At 63.2% G+C, this 18,022-nt stretch carries 15 protein-coding genes; 10 read left to right on the top strand and 5 right to left on the bottom strand.

The genetic code is table 11. The features are described from left to right. Nucleotides 1–113: 113 nt before the first annotated feature. Complete coding sequence (locus ACTJKL_RS21735; RefSeq protein ID WP_440853761.1) at nt 114–2,420, top strand: Tex family protein; 2,307 nt, start codon at nt 114–116, stop codon at nt 2,418–2,420. A gap of 240 nt (nt 2,421–2,660) precedes the next feature. Beyond that, nucleotides 2,661–2,975, top strand: coding sequence for a hypothetical protein (locus ACTJKL_RS21730; protein ID WP_100672057.1), 315 nt, complete (start codon nt 2,661–2,663; stop codon nt 2,973–2,975). 85 nt (nt 2,976–3,060) lie between these two features. On the opposite strand, the gene rkpK is transcribed toward ACTJKL_RS21730, so the two are convergent. From rkpK to ACTJKL_RS21715, 3 genes are all read right to left on the bottom strand, one after another. Beyond that, nucleotides 3,061–4,374 (bottom strand): UDP-glucose 6-dehydrogenase, encoded by a 1,314-nt coding sequence (gene rkpK, locus ACTJKL_RS21725; RefSeq protein ID WP_018094607.1) that lies wholly within the window; start codon nt 4,372–4,374, stop codon nt 3,061–3,063. A gap of 146 nt (nt 4,375–4,520) precedes the next feature. Continuing rightward, nucleotides 4,521–5,546 carry an NAD-dependent epimerase gene (locus tag ACTJKL_RS21720; RefSeq protein WP_440853760.1) on the bottom strand — a complete coding sequence of 342 codons (1,026 nt, stop codon included), beginning with the start codon at nt 5,544–5,546 and terminating at the stop codon, nt 4,521–4,523. Nucleotides 5,547–5,617: 71 nt separating this feature from the next. Continuing rightward, complete coding sequence (locus ACTJKL_RS21715; protein ID WP_018094609.1) at nt 5,618–5,950, bottom strand: ArsR/SmtB family transcription factor; 333 nt, start codon at nt 5,948–5,950, stop codon at nt 5,618–5,620. Between the two features lie 51 nt (nt 5,951–6,001). On the opposite strand from ACTJKL_RS21715, the gene ACTJKL_RS21710 reads away from it, so the two are divergent. Continuing rightward, the gene (locus tag ACTJKL_RS21710) at nt 6,002–6,484 is read left to right on the top strand and encodes an SRPBCC domain-containing protein (RefSeq protein ID WP_018094610.1); all 483 of its coding nucleotides are present in this window, start codon (nt 6,002–6,004) and stop codon (nt 6,482–6,484) included. Nucleotides 6,485–6,493: 9 nt separating this feature from the next. Beyond that, complete coding sequence (locus ACTJKL_RS21705) at nt 6,494–6,856, top strand: hypothetical protein (protein WP_411923241.1); 363 nt, start codon at nt 6,494–6,496, stop codon at nt 6,854–6,856. A 110-nt stretch (nt 6,857–6,966) separates the two neighbouring features. Here the strand turns inward: ACTJKL_RS21705 and ACTJKL_RS21700 are convergent, their stop codons facing one another. Beyond that, a complete protein-coding gene (locus ACTJKL_RS21700) occupies nt 6,967–7,707 on the bottom strand; it encodes a L,D-transpeptidase (RefSeq protein WP_440853759.1) in 741 nt (246 codons plus the stop codon). Nucleotides 7,708–7,930: 223 nt separating this feature from the next. On the opposite strand from ACTJKL_RS21700, the gene recO reads away from it, so the two are divergent. Continuing rightward, a complete protein-coding gene (gene recO / locus ACTJKL_RS21695) occupies nt 7,931–8,674 on the top strand; it encodes a DNA repair protein RecO (protein ID WP_440853758.1) in 744 nt (247 codons plus the stop codon). A gap of 112 nt (nt 8,675–8,786) precedes the next feature. Here the strand turns inward: recO and ACTJKL_RS21690 are convergent, their stop codons facing one another. Then, nucleotides 8,787–10,790: a PhoX family protein gene (locus ACTJKL_RS21690; RefSeq protein WP_440853757.1), complete on the bottom strand. Its 2,004-nt coding sequence runs from the start codon at nt 10,788–10,790 to the stop codon at nt 8,787–8,789. A 245-nt stretch (nt 10,791–11,035) separates the two neighbouring features. Between ACTJKL_RS21690 and ACTJKL_RS21685 the strand changes: the two genes are divergently transcribed. The 5 genes from ACTJKL_RS21685 (at nt 11,036) to nadA (ending at nt 18,009) form a co-directional block, all read left to right on the top strand. Continuing rightward, nucleotides 11,036–13,795 (top strand): DUF2339 domain-containing protein, encoded by a 2,760-nt coding sequence (locus ACTJKL_RS21685; RefSeq protein WP_440853767.1) that lies wholly within the window; start codon nt 11,036–11,038, stop codon nt 13,793–13,795. Beyond that, nucleotides 13,792–14,448: an HD domain-containing protein gene (locus ACTJKL_RS21680; protein ID WP_440853756.1), complete on the top strand. Its 657-nt coding sequence runs from the start codon at nt 13,792–13,794 to the stop codon at nt 14,446–14,448. The genes ACTJKL_RS21685 and ACTJKL_RS21680 overlap by 4 nt, the downstream gene beginning before the upstream one ends. Nucleotides 14,449–14,526: 78 nt before the next feature. Continuing rightward, nucleotides 14,527–15,369, top strand: coding sequence for an MOSC domain-containing protein (locus ACTJKL_RS21675; RefSeq protein ID WP_018094616.1), 843 nt, complete (start codon nt 14,527–14,529; stop codon nt 15,367–15,369). 137 nt (nt 15,370–15,506) lie between these two features. Then, nucleotides 15,507–16,745, top strand: a complete 1,239-nt coding sequence (locus ACTJKL_RS21670; RefSeq protein ID WP_440853755.1) for an MFS transporter — start codon at nt 15,507–15,509, stop codon at nt 16,743–16,745. 184 nt (nt 16,746–16,929) lie between these two features. Beyond that, nucleotides 16,930–18,009 (top strand): quinolinate synthase NadA, encoded by a 1,080-nt coding sequence (nadA, locus tag ACTJKL_RS21665; protein WP_379942565.1) that lies wholly within the window; start codon nt 16,930–16,932, stop codon nt 18,007–18,009. The last annotated feature ends 13 nt before the right edge of the window (nt 18,010–18,022 follow it).

Genomic DNA, 18,022 nt, shown 5'->3' with positions numbered 1-18,022 from the left:
CTCCTGATCTTCTGTATCTTCTGTGGAGTTCGCCCGGGCGGCCATCGGCCTTCACTTGGCCTTGATGGTCTGCGCCAGTATGGTCCGGCCGAAACAGGAAACGGAACGAGAGAATGGTCACGACCGCAAAGCCCATCGCCGCCATCATCGCCAGCGAAATCAAGGCGACCGCCGCCCAGGTCACAGCGGCAGTCGAATTGCTGGACGGCGGAGCGACGGTGCCTTTCATCGCGCGCTATCGCAAGGAGGTCACCGGCGGTCTCGACGACACGCAACTGCGCGTCCTGTCGGAGCGGCTTACCTATCTGCGCGAGCTTGAAGCGCGACGGGCGTCGATTGTCGATTCGATCCGCGGCCAGGGCAAGATGACCGACGAGCTCGAAGGCAAGATCGCCGGCGCGGTTACCAAGGCGGAACTCGAAGACATTTACCTGCCCTATAAGCCGAAGCGCCGCACCAAGGCGGAAATCGCACGCGAACGTGGGCTGGGTGCACTGGCCGAAGCAATTCTTTCCGATCGCTCGATCGCGCCGGCCGAACGCGCGGCCGCCTTCCTCACCGCCGATGTGCCGGACGTCAAGACCGCACTCGACGGCGCCCGCGATATCATCGCCGAGGCCATGACCGAGAACGCCTACCTTCTCGGGCGGTTGCGGAACTATATGCGGGAGGCAGCCTTCCTGCGCGCTCGGGTCGTGGACGGCAAGCAGGAGTCCGGCGCCAAATTCTCGGACTATTTCGACCACTCCGAGCGCTGGGCGACGGTGGCCGGGCACCGCGCATTGGCGATGCTGCGCGGCTGGAACGAAGAGGTCCTCTCGGTCGATATCGTGGTCGATCAGGAGGCCGCGCCTTCGCACAGGCCGACCGAGCGGATGATCGCGGCGGCCTACAATGTCGGCGATCGGTTGCCCGGCGACAGATGGCTGCTGGAGGTCATCGGCTGGACATGGCGAGTCAAGCTTTCGCTTTCGCTGTCGCTGGACCTGATGCGCGAGCTGCGCGAGCGGGCCGAAGAAGAGGCAATCCGCGTCTTCGCACGCAATCTCAAGGACCTGCTGCTCGCGGCGCCCGCGGGCTCGCGCGCGACCATGGGCCTCGATCCCGGGATCCGCACCGGCGTCAAGGTCGCGGTGGTCGACGGCACAGGCAAGCTGCTCGACACCGCCACGGTCTATCCCTTTCCGCCGAAGAACGACATTCGCGGCGCCCAGGCAGAGCTTGCGGCGCTCGTGCGCAAGCATAAGGTGGAACTGATTGCGATCGGCAACGGCACCGGTAGCCGTGAGACGGAGAAACTCGTCGCAGACATGCTCGCTGCCATGCCGGCGCCGAAGCCTACCAAGGTGATCGTGTCCGAAGCGGGTGCATCGGTCTATTCCGCTTCGGAGACGGCGGCTGCCGAGTTTCCGGGCCTCGACGTTTCCCTGCGGGGCGCCGTCTCGATCGCCCGCAGGCTGCAGGATCCGCTGGCCGAGCTCGTCAAGATCGAACCGAAATCGATCGGCGTCGGCCAGTATCAGCACGACGTGGATCAGTCGAAGCTGAGCCGCTCGCTCGACGCCGTTGTCGAGGATGCGGTAAACGCCGTCGGGGTCGATCTCAACACCGCCTCGGCGCCGCTCCTGGCGCGGGTCTCCGGGCTGGGCAAGTCCTCGGCCGAGGCAATCGTCGCGCACCGCGATGCGATGGGGGCCTTCGCCAGCCGCCAGGAGCTTTTGAAAGTGCCGCGTCTCGGCGCCCGCACCTTCGAGCAGTGCGCCGGCTTTCTGCGGATACCGAACGGTTCCGAGCCGCTCGACGCGTCTGCGGTGCATCCGGAGGCCTATGGCGTTGCCAAGAAGATCGTTGCAGCCTGCGGGCGGGACGTGCGCTCGCTGATGGCAGACAGCGCCGAGCTGAAAAAACTCGATCCGCGCATTTTCGTCGACGAGCGCTTCGGCCTGCCGACGGTCAAGGACATCCTGGCCGAACTCGAGAAACCGGGTCGCGATCCGCGCCCGAGCTTCAAGACGGCCACCTTCGCGGAAGGCGTGGACGACATCAAGGATCTGAAAGTCGGAATGCGGCTGGAGGGCACGGTAACCAATGTCGCAGCGTTCGGCGCCTTCGTCGATATCGGCGTGCACCAGGACGGCCTCGTCCACGTTTCGCAATTGGCCGACCGCTTCGTCAAGGATCCGCATGAGGTCGTCAAGGCGGGTGACGTCGTGCAGGTCCGCGTCACGGAGGTCGACGTCGCGCGCAAGCGCATCGGGCTCTCCATGCGAAAGGAAGGTAGCGCCGATACGCCCCGCGAGCCGAGAGGGGCGACACCGAAGGGCGGGAACCGGGGCGGGACGGCTCGGTCGCAAACACCGCAGGAGCCGGCGCAGGGCGCGTTCGGTGCGGCGCTGATGGCGGCGATGAAGAAAAAATGAGAGCGTTCGATGGAACGGCCCGCATGGAAGGATCGTTACCCGAGCATCGATGCTCGTGTGATGGCTGAGGTTGCGTTCGATAATTTAGCCAACTGAGATGTAACCCGCCTCCGTCACACTTTTCAGATGGCGACATTGCTCCGTCTCGTGAAGGTGTCGACCATCGAATGCCGGTATACGGCGGAACAGGTCAGCGGAAACCCTCTTCCGCCGGGGCTTCCCGGCTAAAGGAGGTGCGTCATGGTACGCAATGTGGTCCGCGGCCTTTCTCTTGCCGTCCTTCTGACGGCCGCAGTGACAGCCTACCCCCATGCGGCAGACTCACAGGCCGTTGTGAATTGCGCTGAGCGTTCGCAGGTCATCGAGCTGCTGGCTCGACAATATCAAGAAAAGCAGGCCGCGTTCGGGCAGATCAATCCGCAAGCGGTCATGGAACTCTATGCGGCCGACGGCGGCAGTTGGACTTTGATCGTGACCGATGTTTCCGGCCGCAGCTGCGTCTTCCTTGCCGGAAAAAGCTGGGAACAGGTCATCCAGGTCGGCCCGAAGGCCTGACCGCCAGCCTCCTGCGCGAGACGCGCAGAGGGAAGCCCGTGCAGCTTCCCTCTGCTGGCCATTGAATGCGACGGTGCGGTGCCGGTCAGTCCGGCCTGCCGATGCTCGCATAGCGGAAGCCGTGCCTTGCGACCTCGTCCTTGCGATAGATGTTGCGCAGATCGACGAGCAGGGGTGTCTTCATCGCGGATTTCAAACGGTCGAAATCCAGCGCCCGGAATTCGTTCCATTCCGTGATGATCACCAGAGCATCCGCCTCGGCCGCCGCTTCATAGGGATCGCTCGCGCAGTCCAGGCCCTCTATCAGCTTGCGCGCGTTTTCCATTCCTTCCGGGTCGTAGCCGGTGACGCGGGCGCCTGCGTCCTGCAACGCCTGAACGACCGCGATCGCAGGGCTGTCGCGCATGTCGTCGGTATTCGGCTTGAAGGTCAGGCCGAGGACTGCAATCTTGGAGCCGCGGATATCGCCGCCGGCCGCCGCGATCACCTTGCGTCCCATCGCCCGCTTGCGGTTGTCGTTGACGGCGACCGTGGTTTCGACGAGCCGCACGGGGGTGTCGTGGTCCTGGGCGGTTTTAACCAGCGCCAATGTGTCCTTGGGGAAGCAGGAGCCGCCATATCCCGGCCCGGCATGCAGGAACTTCGACCCGATGCGGCCGTCCAGCCCGATGCCGCGGGCGACGTCCTGCACATTGGCACCGACTTTCTCGCAGAGATCGGCAATCTCGTTGATGAAGGTAATCTTCATCGCCAGGAAGGCGTTGCCGGCATATTTGATCAGTTCCGACGTGCGGCGTGTCGTGAATACGAGCGGCGACTGGTTGAGATAGAGCGGCCGATAGACCTCCGTCATTACCTCTCGCGCGCGACCGTCACTGCCGTCGACCCCGATCACGATCCTGTCGGGCCGTTTGAAATCCTCGATCGCGGCGCCTTCCCGCAGGAATTCCGGGTTGGAGACGACGGTGACGTCAGCCGCAGGGTTGGTTTCGCGGATGATGCGCTCGACCTCGTCTCCGGTACCGACCGGAACCGTGGACTTGGTCACCACGACGGTAAAGCCCTGAAGGTTGGCAGCGATTTCGCGTGCAGCTGCGTAAACATAGGAAAGATCCGCATGTCCGTCACCGCGCCGCGACGGCGTTCCGACGGCAATGAAAACGACGTCGCTGGCGGCCACGGCGGTCTTGAGATCATCGGTGAAGTTCAGGCGCCCGGACGCGACGTTGCTGGCGACGAGATGGTCCAGCCCGGGTTCGAAGATGGGAATCTGACCCTTCTTCAGCGCCGAGATCTTGCCTTCGTCCTTGTCGACGCAGACGACGTCATGGCCGAAATCCGCAAAGCAAACACCGGAAACAAGGCCGACATAGCCGGCACCGATCATCGTGATTTTCATCCGCTTTTCCTTTGATTGTTCTTGAGAACGCTGATCAATTAAGTTTTATCTAATAAAAGGATGTCATCGAGAAAAAAGTAAAGAAAAACCAAATTGCAATTGCGTGCGGAAGCATGCGCTTCGCACAAATATCGTTTGTTTTACCATCAGACGGTCGTGGGTGCACGGCGATAATTCTGTTCATACCACTCGACGAAGCGCGCAACGCCTTCCTCGACCGAAACGGACGGCTTGAATCCGGTCAGGGCTTCGAGCAGGTCCGGCGAAGCGAAGGTGCGCGGTACGTCGCCCTGCTGCATCGGCAGCATGTTGCGGACCGCCGGACGCCCCACAGCCTTCTCGACCGTTTCGACGAAGGTCATCAACTCTACCGGCTGGCCACCGCCGGTATTGACGACGCGGAACGGCGCATGGCGCGAAAGCGTGTCCGTGGCCTTTTCCGGTGCCACCCGGTTCTCCTCCGAAGGCGCAATATGCGACAGCCGGACGATGCTTTCGACGAGATCGTCGATATAGGTGAAGTCCCGGCTCATCCGGCCCTCGCCATAAATGTCGATCGGCCGGCCGTTGTCTATGGCGTCGACGAATTTGAAGAGCGCCATGTCCGGCCGCCCCCAGGGGCCGTAAACGGTGAAGAAGCGGAAGGCGGTGGTCGGCACCTTGTAGAGATGCGCATAGCTGTGCGCCATCACCTCCATCGACTTCTTCGTCGCGGCATAGAGCGTCATGGGTTCGTCGGCCCGGTCCGCTTCGGCAAACGGGATCTTCTCGTTGGCGCCGTAGATCGAAGAGGTGGAGGCGAGCATCAGGTGCTTCGGTGCGATCGCCTTGGCGAGCTCGAGCATGTTCCACGACCCGACGAGATTTGCGTCCACATAGGCTTTCGGGTTTTCGAGGCTGTAGCGGACGCCTGCCTGGGCGGCGAGGTGGATGATGACTTCCGGATCGGCAAGCTCCGCCGCCCGGTCCAGTGCGGCCCTGTCCTCGAGCATGGCCGTCACCGCCTTGAAGCCGTTGGAGCGCTGAAGGATCGCGTGTCGGCGCTCTTTCAGCGTCACGTCGTAATAGGGCGTCATGCCGTCGAATCCGACGACGAAATGCCCCTCGTCGATCAGTCGTTTTGCAACATGAAAACCGATGAATCCTGCAGTGCCGGTGATGAGGTAATGCATGACGATTTCCCCCAGTTTGCCCCACTCCACAGTTCATACGCAGAAAGCCGGCCGATGAAAAGTCAATTCCGTCACTCGCGGGGCTCGTCGAGCTCACGTTGGAGGGCTGTCAGAACGGACATTGCGTGGCCGGCATACTGACTGATCCAACGATCGTGAATGGCACGGATGGGCAAGGCGTTCAGGTGGTTCCACCGCTCGCGGCCCTCGCGCCTGGCGAGAACGAGATCGGCCTCCTCCAGAACCTTCAGGTGCTGCATCACCGTGCAGCGATCCAGGTTCGGGAAGAGCTCGCAGAGCATGCCCGTCGTTTGCGGTTTCTCCTTCAGCGCGTCGAGCATCCGTCGCCGCAGGCCGTTCGCCAGCGCTTTGAAAACCGCATCGTCTTTCGAATCGTTTGACATGTTATGTTTTTATAACATATTATCCACTGATACAATCGTGAGGAGGACGTCATGGCATTCGAATTTCGTGTGAATGGACGTATTGCCCGTCCCGTCGAGCAGGTCTTCGACGCGGTGGTAAACCCGGATCAGCTCAGCCGCTATTTCGTAACGCTCGGCGGCATCAGCGGACCGCTGGTTGCCGGCACCACCGTGACGTGGTGGGGCGAGGTTCCCATCAAGGTCGAGGCAGTGGAGCCTAACGAGCGGATCGTCTTTTGCTGGGATGCCATGACCGGTGAGGGCGAGTCTCCCTACCAGACGCGGGTTGAAATGCGCTTTCAGTCGCTCGACGACGGCGCCACCATGGTGACGATCGCCGAGAGCGGCTGGCGGGAAAACGAACAGGGGCAGAAGAGCTCCTATCTCAATTGCGAGGGCTGGTCGCAGATGCTCGCCTGCATGAAGGCCTGGGTCGAATACGGCATCAATTTGCGGGAGGGCTATTATGTGAGCGAACTCTCCGGCAAGCCGGCACTCGAGCCGCAACTGTAGGAGGGGGCGATGTCCACCGAAATCAAGGGCGGTATCAACATCGCCATGAAAGTTCCGAGCCATCAATACGAAGCGGTGATCGCCTTCTACCGCGACGTCGTCGGTCTCGCGCCTTTCGACGAAAAGGCACCGGCGAAAGGCTTCGTTCTCGGCCCCAATCGTTTGTGGATAGACGAAGCGCCGCATTACAGCCAGGCGGAAATATGGCTGGAACTCTTTACCGAAGATCACGAGGCAGCCCTCGATCGTCTCGCAGCGCACAAGGTCGTGCGCTGCGACCAGGTCGAGGAACTGGGCGAGGGCTTTCGCGGCGGATGGATCATGAACCCCGCCAATATCGTGCACCTCGTGCGCGAGCCGGATGCCTGGTAAGCGAGTGAGAGCATTTCAACGTGTTTCATGGAAACACTGAAATGCTCTAAGCATTTGATCCGACGCGCTTCCGGGCGGAAAACCGTTTACTCACTTTTCCTGGAAGTGCTTTAGAAGGAAAGCGACCCGCTGCCGTCGGCGGCGGTCGACATCGGTGCATCCATCGGCTGGCTCATCGGCGGTTCCGCCTGGAGCACGACGACGCGCGAGCCTTCCGGCACGCGGCTGTAAAGGTCGATGATATCCGGGTTGAACAGGCGGATGCAGCCGCTCGAGACCGCCTTGCCGATCGACCAGGCCTCCATGGTGCCGTGGATGCGGAACAGCGTGTCGCGGTTTCCCTGGTAGAGATAGAGCGCGCGCGGTCCGAGCGGATTGCGCAGGCCGGGGTCCATGCCTCCCGCGAGCGGTCCGTAGCGCTCGGGTTCGCGCGCGACCATGTCGGATGTCGGCGTCCAGCGCGGCCATTCCGCCTTGCGGCCGACGCGCGCCTCGCCCTCGAATTCCAGCCCGGCCTTGCCGACGCCGATGCCGTAACGAAGCGCCATGCCTCCGCCCTGCACGAGATAGAGAAAGCGGTTTTCCGTGTCGATCACGACAGTACCCGGCGGCTCATACGTGACGTAAGGCACCTGTTGCCGCAGAAAACGCGGTTCGACCTTGCTGATGTCGGTGGCCGGAAGCGGAAACGTCTCATCCGGCTTCGCCCCATACATTGCCACGAAATAGGGATCCGGCCCTTTCGGCCGGACCGGCTGGCTGCTGCTCACGCAACCCGCCAGCGCGGCGGAGAGGGCCAAAGCGGCGCAAAGCTGCATCAGACGGCTGGCGCGATTCCCGGACACACACATAGTCGAATTGTTCCTGCTGACTGTCATTCTTGAGGAGGCACGTCTAAGGCCTCGCAACCCGCATTGAAAGGCGTCGCAATGCGGCAAAAACGACAATAGATTTGCGGCGCACGGCAAGTGTAGCGGAAAGGCTACAGTTTGTTTCCGCCGCACCGGACAAGGCTCGAAACCGGGCGCGTTTCTTCGCTTGCTCCGGTTTCCGCGGCGGGTGTATGCCTCTTTCATGCAATGGAGCGATGAAGCCATAATTCTCGGCATCCGGCGGCATGGCGAGAGCTCTGTCATAGCGGAGGTGATGACGCCCGGGCACGGGCGGCATCTCGGGCTCGTGCGCTCGGGCCGCTCGCGTGCGATGCAGCCGGTGCTGCAGCCGGGCAATTCCGTGGAGGTGAGCTGGCGGGCGAGGCTGGACGAGCATCTCGGCGAATTCCGCGTCGAGCCGCTGCAATTGCGCGCCGCGAGGCTGATCGAGACGGCGACTTCCGTCTACGGAATTCAGGCGATCGGCGCACTCTTGCGGCTCCTGCCGGAGCGCGACCCGCATCCCCATCTCTACGAGGCGCTCGCCGTCATCGTCGATCACCTCCAGGACCCGGCAGATGCCGGCGAATTGTTCGTGCGCTTCGAACTCGCGGTGCTGAACGATCTCGGCTTCGGCCTGGATCTTTCTCAATGTGGGGCGACGGGTGCGCAAAGCGACCTTGTCTTCGTATCGCCGAAATCGGGCCGCGCGATCTGCCGCGAAGCGGGTGCCCCTTACGCCGACCGCATGCTCGCCCTCCCGGACTTCCTATCGGGAGGAAGCAGAGCTGCCGATCACGAAAGCCTTGCCGCCGCCTTCCGCCTTACCGCCTATTTCCTCAACCGCCATGTTTACGAGCCGCGGGGCGTCGACGCCGCGTCGGCGCGGGACGGTTTCGTCCATTCGACGCTGAAGGCGCTGAAGGCCGCATCGTCGGAGGCTTAAGTGTTTTTGAGAAGGCGACCGCGGTGGCGACGGGTGGCGGATGCCTTTTTCTCCCATCCCTGTGACGGGCACAGGGATGGCAGGTCGCAGAGCGTGTGGCGCTCCGAACGCTTCAGCCGATCTTGCCGCCACCCTGCTTGGTGACGGCGACGACGGCCGGGCGCACCGGCATGTCGTCGCGGAAATCCGGCCAGCGCGTCGCCGGCTTCTCGTAGGTTGCGAGACCGGCATCGCCCGGATGCTGAACCGCGAGGAAGAAGGTGTCGCTCGTCGGGTTGAAGCTCGGCCCGCACATTTCTGCACCGACCGGCACCCGGAAGAACAGCTTCGAGGTACCGCGGCCTTCGCCTTCCGTCTCCACGGCCCAGACACCGTCCGTGCGCCCCGTGACCTTTTCATTGTTGCCGTCGGTCGAGACCCAGAGACGGCCATCGGCATCGATGGCGCAATTGTCCGGCATGCCGAACCAGCCGTTCCTGGTCGTCGCGGTGGAGAAGGAGGCACCGACCTCGGCGACGCTCGGATCGCCGCACTTCAGGAGGACGTCCCAGCGGGATTTCGTCGAGGCGAAATCGCCGTCGGTTTCCGAAATTTCGACGATGTGGCCGAAGGCGTTCTTGGCGCGCGGATTGGCGGCGTCGATCTCGTCCTCCTTGCGCTTCGTGTTGTTGGTCAGCATGACATAGACCTTGCCGGTCTTCGCATTGGGCTGAACGTCTTCCGGCCGGTCCATTTTGGTCGCGCCGAGCGCATCGGCGGCAAAACGGGTGTCGATCAGCACGTCGGCCTGGGAGGCGAAGCCGTTCTCGGTCGTCAGCGGCCCTTCGCCGTGGACCAGAGGCATCCAGGTCACCGTGCCGTCTTCGTCGAATTTCGCCACGTAGAGCGTGCCTTCGTCGAAGAGATCCATATTCGCGGCGCGGTCGTCAGGGTTGTAAGTGCCTTTCGTCACGAACTTGTAGACATAATCGTAGCGTTCGTCGTCGCCGCTGTAGAGGACGACGCGGCCATCCTTGTTGACGATCGACTCGCAGCCCTCGTGCTTGAAGCGTCCGATCGCGGTGCGCTTCTTCGGGACGGAGGTGGGGTCCAGCGGATCGACTTCGACCACCCAGCCGAAGCGGTTGGCCTCGTTCGGCTCCTTGGATACGTCGAAGCGGTCGTAGAATTTCGACCATTCATACTGCCCGCCCGGCGCGCCGACACGCTTCATCTGCTTGAATTCCGGATGATCCTCGGCGAACTCGCCGCCGAAATAGCCGTTGAAGTTTTCCTCGGCCATCATGTAGGTGCCCCAGGCGGTGACGCCGCCGGCACAATTGTTGATGGTGCCGAAGACCTTCCTGCCGGTCGGATCCGATGGGGTCTTGACCCGCTCGTGGCCGGCAACAGGGCCGGAAAGCTGCATCTCGGTCGTGGCCGTGATGCGGCGGTTGTACTTGCCGTCGAGGACCGGCTGCCATTTCCCGTCGACCTTGCGGATTTCGATGACGGTGCCGCCATGGGCGGCCATTTCGATATCGACGAGGTCCTTGGTGTACTCGCCGAGCACGACCTTGTCCTCCTCCTTGCCGTCCTCCGTCACCTTTTCGACGCGGGCGAAGTTCGGGAACATGATCTCGGCATTGGTGTATTCGTGGTTGACGACCAGCAGGCCGTGGTCCGGATTGCCTTCGAGCGGAATGAAGCCGACATAGTCGTTGTTATAGCCGAACTGCCGGCTCTGGGCTTCGGCTGTCTGGTTCAGCGGGTCGAATTCCGGGCTGTCGGCAAAGACCTTGTCGCCCCAGCGCAGCAGGATGTCGGCGTCGTAACCCTCGGCAACATGATGGGTCTCGTCGACACCGGCTTCGATCTCCTTGAAGGCGAATCGCGACGCTTCGCCGTTTGCCCGTGCTTCGTCAGCCGTCAGCAGGGCGAGGGGGCTGACCGTCGTGGATATGGCAGCCACGGCCAGAGAGCCGCCGATGAACGACCGGCGCGAGAAGCGGCGGTTGATGATGTCGCCCATGGTCGGGTTGGTGGAACAGTTATGGCCGACGTCTTCCAGTTCTTCCCTGCGCTCCGTCAGCGTCTTGAATTCGGTTTCTTCGGTAAGGCCGAGATACTTGTCCATGGCAATTCTCCCCATTGAGACGGTAGACGCGCCCGATCTCCCGGGCGTCCCGGTCTCGCTTTACCAGCGAGTTCATGACAGCTCTGCGACAATTGGATGAAGAGATTGCTGCAGAGGGTCGCGATGCCGCGACGCTCCCCACGGCTCCATAAATCCGCGGATATCTGCCGCAGGATATTTTCGGCGCCCGTTTCGCGCTAACGTTGTCCGAATCGATCCTGATCGTGGTGATGCCGGGGGAACTGATGCTCGAGGCCATAGCTCTTCTAGCCTTCGTGATGGCGCTCGCTGCTTTCCTCGGCGGCCGCAGGACGGCCGAGCGCCTTGACCGTGAAATCGAGAGCCTGAAGGCGGAGATCGCGCGGCTCGGGAGAGAGTCGACGGAACAGGGCTCCCCGGATATCGAATCCGTGAGGACTGAGGCTGACGTTGCGAAGGCTGCCGAGCCCGAGGCGATGGCCGACGGTCCATGGGCGCGGGCGCGGCAGGACGCTCACACCGTTGCTGACGAAACCAGGGGTGCTGCCGAAAGCCTCGACGAGGAGGCCGCGCCACCGGCGGTACCCTCGGCTGCGGCAGCGCGGACCGAGAGCCTGGAGAGCCGGATCGGCGGGAGGTGGCCGGTCTGGGTCGGGGGGCTCGCCTTGGCGCTCGGCGGCTATTTCCTCGTGCAGTATTCGATCGATGCCGGCTTGCTGAGCCCCACGGTCCGCTTGACCCTCGCCGCGCTGTTCGGGGTCGCGCTCGGAGCAGCCGGCGAGGTGATCCGCCGGCGCGCCGTGCCTGCTGTCGCGGACCGCTTCCGCAACGCGATGATACCGGGCGTTCTGACCGCTGCCGGTGCCGTCACCCTGTTTGGCGTCGTCTATGCCGCCTATGGCATCTACGGCTTCATCGGCACTGCAGCCGCTTTCATTCTGCTGGCGGTGATTTCGCTTGCGACGGTGGGGCTGTCGCTGCTGCACGGTCAGGCATTTGCCGGCCTCGGTCTTCTCGCATCGCTTCTGACGCCCCTGTTCGTCTCCAGCGGAGAGCCGCGCCCCTGGGTGTTGTTCGGCTTCCTTGCGGCCGCATGGCTCGCCACGCTTGCCGCGTCGCGTCTGCGCCGCTGGTCGGTCGTTCCGACGCTTGCCAATGCCGGCCTCGGTCTCTGGGGCCTTGCCTATGTAGCGCTCGCGACGCCTTTCGAGGCGCCTCCGGTTACCTTCGCGCTCCTGGTGATGATCGCCGGTGTCGCGCTGATCTGGCCGGGCCTCGGCGAGCGGGACGCGGAGCCGAGCGGAGCGCCGGCGGCGGCGGGTGCCTGGGAGCGGCTCTTCAAGCCGCCCCGACTTGCCATCTCCATCTCGGCGGCGATCGTCGCAGCCGTTCTCGCGCTGCTGTTCATCAGCCCGGCCGTCGACGCCCAGCGTTTCCCGGTGCCCGAATTCGTGGTCGTCGTCGCGGCGCTTGCCGCTGCAGGCTCCTTGCGTCCAAACGCGGTCTATACGGCACTGCTCGCCGCCTTCGGTGCCATCGCAGGCACCTGGAGCTTGACTGCGCTGAGTGGTGTTCTGTCCTATCTCGATCCGTCTTTGGCCGATTTGCCGCCCGAGATCGTCGTCCCCGGCCACACGGCCATGCTGAGCGCAATGATACTTTCGGCGCTCTTCGTCCTCTTCGGCGCCCTCGTGCTTGCCCGGCGCCCGGCAGGGAATCGGCCATTCGTCGTTCTTTGGGCAGGGCTCGCCGCGGCAGTGCCAAATGCGCTTCTGGCCATGTCGTTCCTGATGACGGGCAATTTCACCTTCGACCTGCCGCATGGCCTCGCCGCCTTCGCCGGCGGGCTGTTCCTTCTCGGGCTAGTCGAATGGCTCGATCGCCGCGGCACAGAGGCGGGGGAAGCCGACGTTCCCGGCGGTCTGCTGGCGCTCGGCTCCTTCGGTCTTCTCGTCATCGGGCTTCACGCCTGGACCGACGGCCTGGTGACGACACTGGCGATCGCCTTCCTCGGGGCCGCATACAGCTTCGCGACGCGTCTTCGCTCCTGGCCGGTTCTTCCCTGGGTGACGGTCGCCGGCGCGGTCGTCGTTCTCGCGCGGATTGCCTGGGAGCCGACGATCGTCGGGCCGGGCAGCCTCGGAACGGTGCCGGTCTTCAATGCGCTGCTCCCGGGCTACGGCATCCCGGCGCTGTTGCTCGTCGCCTCCGCCTATTTCCTGAGGACCTTGCCGGATGTGCGGGTGCGCAATCTGCTGCAGGCGCTGGCGAGCCTTTTCGTGCTTCTGACGGTCGCGATCCTCGTTCGCCACGCGATGAACCGCGGCGTGCTCGACAGTTCCGTCCCGACACTCGGTGAGCAGGCGATCTACACGCTTCTCGCGATCGGCGCCTCCGGGATATTCATGACACTCGACGGGAGGTCGCCGAGTCCGGTGTTCCGCTATGGCGGCATGGTGCTCGGGGTCCTGTCGATGCTTTCCGTGCTTGCCGCCCACCTCGTCGGTCTGAACCCGTATTTCAGCGGTGAACTGCTCGGAAGCGTTCCCTTCTTCGACCTGCTCCTCATCGGTTATCTGCTCCCCGCCATAGGCTATGCGGGGCTTGCCCGGTATGCGCGGGGCCGTCGCCCGCTGCCCTATGTGGCGGCGCTCGCCGTCAGTGGCGCCGTTCTCGCCTTCGCCTGGGCGAGCCTCAGCGTGCGCCGTTTCTGGCAAGGGCAGAACGTCGCCGATTGGAAGGGCTTCCTGCAGGGTGAGACCTACACCTATTCGGTGGTCTGGCTGGTTCTCGGCGTGCTGCTTCTCGTGGTCGGCTCACGCATGAATGCCAAGAGCATCCGTATCGCCTCGGCGGTGCTGGTCTTCATCGCCGTGCTCAAGGTATTCCTGGTCGACATGTCCAATCTCGAAGGCTTTCTGCGGGCGCTGTCCTTCATCGGCCTGGGGGCGGTACTGATCGGTATCGGGCTCTTCTACCAGAAGATATTGTCGAGCAGCGCTGGCAACGGGGCTCACCGCGCATGAGCCGACTTCCTGCACTCGCGGCCGCCTTCGCACCCCATGACCGGCTCGCCGGCGAACTCCTCCCGCATGCCTTCGCCGCGGACGATGGTTCCCATGACGCCTCGCATCTCATCCGAGTCTGGAAAAACGCTCTCCGCATCCAGTCGGAGGAGGGTGGCAACACCCGCCTGCTGGCCGCCGCCGTGCTGCTGCACGACTGCGTGTCGGTCGAGAAAAATTCCCCACGGCGTGCAGCGGCTTCTCGGCTGGCGGCCGAAAAGGCGTCCGAAATCCTCGAGAGGCTCGGCTGGAGTGCGGCCGATATCACATCCGTCGCCCACGCCGTTCTGACACACAGCTTTTCGGCCAATCTGCCGCCGGAAACGCTGGAGGCGCAGATCCTGCAGGATGCCGATCGGCTCGATGCCATCGGCATGGTCGGCGCTGCCCGCTGCTTTTACATCGCCGGGCGCATGAACAGCGCGCTTTATGATCCCCTCGATCCCCTGGCCGAAGCCCGGCCGCTCGACGACAAGGCTTTCGCGATCGACCATTTCGAGGCGAAGCTCTTCCGCCTGGCGAAGGATTTCCAGACCGCGGCGGGGCGGCGGCTGGCCGTCGAGCGGCAGGAGCGGCTTCGCGGCGTGCTTGCCATGATGCTGGATGAAATCTAAAAGCTTCAATGGGTTGGCACGTCCCGGTGAATCAGATTGGCAACGGCCTGACCCGATTTCTGAATTCGGAAAATTGACATGCAAGTGACCGGCCTGAACATCCATCCCCTGAAGAGCGGTCGCGCGGTGCCGCAAACGGCCGTTACCGTCAATCTCGATGGGCTCGCCGGCGACCGGCGCTTCATGCTGGTCGCGCCCGACGGACATTTTATCACACAGCGCGAGCTGCAGGCGCTTGCGCAGGTGGAGGCGGAGCATGTCGCCGGCGGTGTGCGCCTGCGGATGAACGGCAAGGAGCTTTCCGTTCGCTTCGACCCGAATGACCGCCTCGATGTCCGGGTCTGGTCGAGCGACGTCAATGCGGCGGTCGCCGGGGGTGCTGCAAACGACACGCTGTCCGGCTGGTTCGGGCGCCCCGTCAAGCTCGTCCGCATGGACGATGAGGCCGAGCGCTTCGTCGGCGCCGAATGGGCGGGAGCGGCGGCGCCCGTCGCATTCGCCGACGGCTTCCCGGTTCTGGTTACGACAACGGGCTCGCTCGCCGACCTCAACCGCACCCTGATGGAAAAGGGGCAGGAGCCGGTCGGCATGGAGCGCTTCCGCACCAATATCGTCATCGATTGCGACGAGGCCTGGGCCGAGGACTTCTGGGAGAGCCTGGAGATTGCCGGGATTACCTTCGATCTCGTAAAGCCCTGCGCCCGGTGCATCATGACGACGCAGGATCAGACGACCGGCGAACGCGTCGGCGGTAACCCGATCCAGGGTCTTTCGGTAAAGCGCATGTCTGCGGACCGGCGCGTGCCCGGCGTGCTCTTCGGCTGGAACGCCGTGCCGCGGGGGGAGGGCATTGTCAGGCTCGGCGACGCGGTCGAGGTCCTCCGCCGTCGCGAGGAGCGCTGGCCGATGAAGGTGCGCTGAGGCGGCTTAAAACGCGGGCGTGCGAAAACGTGCGAGCGGCCGGCGGATCAATTCCTGTGATGCCACCCTCAATATAATTGGTTTCCCCCGGGCTCGTCGCCGCCATAGGATGGCCCCTCATCATCAGGAGCTTGCCCATGTCTGCCATTTCTCCCGCAGTCACCCGTCCGGCGGAGCGCAGCGGCCTGCCGTGGCTCATCATCGTTGCCGGCTCCATCATCGCGATGCTGACCTTCGGGCCGCGTTCCGCCATGGGGTTCTTCCAGCTGCCGATGCTTGCCGAGAAGGGTTGGGACCGGACGACCTTCGGCCTGGCAATGGCGTTTCAAAATCTCTGTTGGGGCCTTGGCCAACCGTTCTTCGGCGCGATCGCCGACAAGTTCGGCACCTGGCGCGTGCTCGCGCTCTCCGGCCTCGTCTATGCAGCGGGGCTGATCCTGATGGCCTTCGCGGATGCGCCGATCTGGCTGCATATCGGCGGCGGCGTCATGGTCGGTCTGGGCGTTGCGTCGGGTTCCTTCGGCATCGTGCTTTCCGCCTTTGCCCGCAACGTCGCGCCCGAGCAGCGCTCGCTCGCCTTCGGCATAGGCACCGCAGCCGGCTCGGCCGGCATGTTCCTCTTCGCGCCGCTGAGCCAAGGTCTCATCTCCGCCTATGGCTGGTCCGACAGCCTCGTCTATCTCGGCCTCATGATGCTGCTCGTTCCGCTCTTTGCGATTCCGCTGCGCGGCAATGCCTCTTCCGGGCGCCAGTCCGAGGCATTGTTCAAGCAGACAGTCGGGGAAGCGCTCAAGGAAGCGCTCGGGCACAAGAGCTATCTTCTGCTCGTCTCGGGTTTCTTCGTATGCGGCTATCAGGTCGCTTTCATCACCGCGCATTTTCCGGCCTATATCGGCGATATCGGAATCGACGCCCGCTATGCGGTAATCGCGCTGGCATTGATCGGCTTCTTCAACATCATCGGCTCTTTCTCGGCCGGCATCATCGGCCAGCGTTATTCGAAGCCCTATTTCCTGGCGCTGATCTATCTGGCCCGTTCAGTCGTCGTCTCGGCCTTCCTGCTGCTGCCGCAGACGCCGACATCGGTCATCGTCTTCGCGGTCGCCATGGGCCTCCTGTGGCTCTCGACGGTGCCGCCGACCAACGGGCTGGTGGCGATCATGTTCGGCACGCGGCATCTCGGCCTGCTCGGCGGCATCGTGTTCCTGTCGCACCAGATCGGCTCATTTCTCGGCGTATGGATGGGCGGCTATCTCTATGACCAATTCGGATCCTACGATCCGGTCTGGTGGGTGGGCGTCGCGCTCGGAGTGTTCGCGGCCATCGTGCACTGGCCGATCGAGGAGCGTGCCGTCGCCCGCCCGGCAATGGCCTGATCACCAAAATGTCGCGATGCGCCCGTGCGATATGCGGGCGTGTCGTTTCCACCCTGCGCGCTTGAAATCTGTCACAAAACTTTCTAAATCAGTTCCGGCGGCTCAGCCGCTTTTGTTTTGATCTAATTATGCTCATTTTGAGCATAATTAGAAATTGCCGGAAACGGCGAGAGAGGAGAGCCCGATGACCACTCTTGACCTTCGCAAGGAAGCGGCGCCCGCTCCGGCCTTTGCAAGCGCTGCGGCACGCTTCGGCGTCATCGAAAAGCCGGATCTCGCCTTCACCCCGGCAGTCGCGCGCGAGACCGAGCACCTTTACGAAAAGGTCAAGGACTTCATTCCTGCATTCGAGTGGGCGGCATATGCGCCTTACGTTCATGCGATCAACCGGCTGAAGAAGGAACGCAACGCGGTCATCCTGGCCCACAATTACCAGACGCCGGACATTTTTCACTGCGTGGCGGACATCGTCGGCGATTCGCTCCAGCTTGCGCGCGACGCTACCAAGGTCGACGCGGAGATCATCATCCAGTGCGGCGTGCACTTCATGGCCGAGACGTCGAAGCTGCTCAATCCGGAAAAAACGGTGCTCATTCCCGATGCGAGAGCAGGTTGCTCGCTTTCGGACTCGATCACCGGAGCGGATGTGCGGCTCCTCAGGGAACGCTATCCGGGCGTGCCGGTCGTCACCTATGTCAACACCTCGGCCGACGTGAAGGCGGAGACCGACATCTGCTGCACCTCCTCCAACGTGCTGGCAGTAGTCGAAAGCCTGGAGTCCGACACCGTGCTCTGCATCCCGGACGAGTATCTGGCGATGAACGTGGCGCGCCAGACGAATAAGAAGATCCTGACCTGGAAAGGTCATTGCGAGGTGCACGAGCGCTTCACCGCAGCCGAACTCCTGGCTTACAAGGAAGCCAATCCCGGCATCGAGATCGTCGGCCATCCGGAATGCCACCCCGATGTCATCGCCGTCTGCGATTTCTCCGGTTCCACATCGGGCATGATCAATTACGTCAAGGACAAGCGGCCGCAACGGGTGCTGCTGGTGACGGAATGCTCGATGGCCTCGAATATCCAGGCGGAAGTCAAGGGCGTCGATTTCGTCAAGCCGTGCAACCTGTGTCCGCACATGAAGCGCATCACGCTGCCGAAGATCCTCGACAGCCTGCTCGACATGACGGAAGAGGTTCTGGTCGATCCGGCGATCGCCGACCGCGCGCGGCTGGCGGTCGAGCGCATGGTGAACCTCAAGCAGTGATCAATGCCGGGGC

This window comes from Sinorhizobium sp. 22678, assembly GCF_052044265.1.
Taxonomy (GTDB): Bacteria; Pseudomonadota; Alphaproteobacteria; order Rhizobiales; family Rhizobiaceae; genus Sinorhizobium; species Sinorhizobium meliloti_A.
This window is presented reverse-complemented; position numbering and strand designations above follow the sequence as displayed.

Coding starts and splice junctions, on each gene's coding strand:
- ACTJKL_RS21705 (WP_411923241.1), top strand. CDS start 6,494: ATGTCCACCGAAATCAAGGGCGGTATCAACATCGCCATGAAAGTTCCG.
- ACTJKL_RS21710 (WP_018094610.1), top strand. CDS start 6,002: ATGGCATTCGAATTTCGTGTGAATGGACGTATTGCCCGTCCCGTCGAG.
- ACTJKL_RS21730 (WP_100672057.1), top strand. CDS start 2,661: ATGGTACGCAATGTGGTCCGCGGCCTTTCTCTTGCCGTCCTTCTGACG.
- rkpK (WP_018094607.1), bottom strand. CDS start 4,374: ATGAAAATCACGATGATCGGTGCCGGCTATGTCGGCCTTGTTTCCGGT.
- ACTJKL_RS21720 (WP_440853760.1), bottom strand. CDS start 5,546: ATGCATTACCTCATCACCGGCACTGCAGGATTCATCGGTTTTCATGTT.
- ACTJKL_RS21690 (WP_440853757.1), bottom strand. CDS start 10,790: ATGGACAAGTATCTCGGCCTTACCGAAGAAACCGAATTCAAGACGCTG.
- nadA (WP_379942565.1), top strand. CDS start 16,930: ATGACCACTCTTGACCTTCGCAAGGAAGCGGCGCCCGCTCCGGCCTTT.
- ACTJKL_RS21735 (WP_440853761.1), top strand. CDS start 114: ATGGTCACGACCGCAAAGCCCATCGCCGCCATCATCGCCAGCGAAATC.
- recO (WP_440853758.1), top strand. CDS start 7,931: ATGCAATGGAGCGATGAAGCCATAATTCTCGGCATCCGGCGGCATGGC.
- ACTJKL_RS21670 (WP_440853755.1), top strand. CDS start 15,507: ATGTCTGCCATTTCTCCCGCAGTCACCCGTCCGGCGGAGCGCAGCGGC.
- ACTJKL_RS21680 (WP_440853756.1), top strand. CDS start 13,792: ATGAGCCGACTTCCTGCACTCGCGGCCGCCTTCGCACCCCATGACCGG.
- ACTJKL_RS21715 (WP_018094609.1), bottom strand. CDS start 5,950: ATGTCAAACGATTCGAAAGACGATGCGGTTTTCAAAGCGCTGGCGAAC.
- ACTJKL_RS21675 (WP_018094616.1), top strand. CDS start 14,527: ATGCAAGTGACCGGCCTGAACATCCATCCCCTGAAGAGCGGTCGCGCG.
- ACTJKL_RS21700 (WP_440853759.1), bottom strand. CDS start 7,707: ATGTGTGTGTCCGGGAATCGCGCCAGCCGTCTGATGCAGCTTTGCGCC.
- ACTJKL_RS21685 (WP_440853767.1), top strand. CDS start 11,036: ATGCTCGAGGCCATAGCTCTTCTAGCCTTCGTGATGGCGCTCGCTGCT.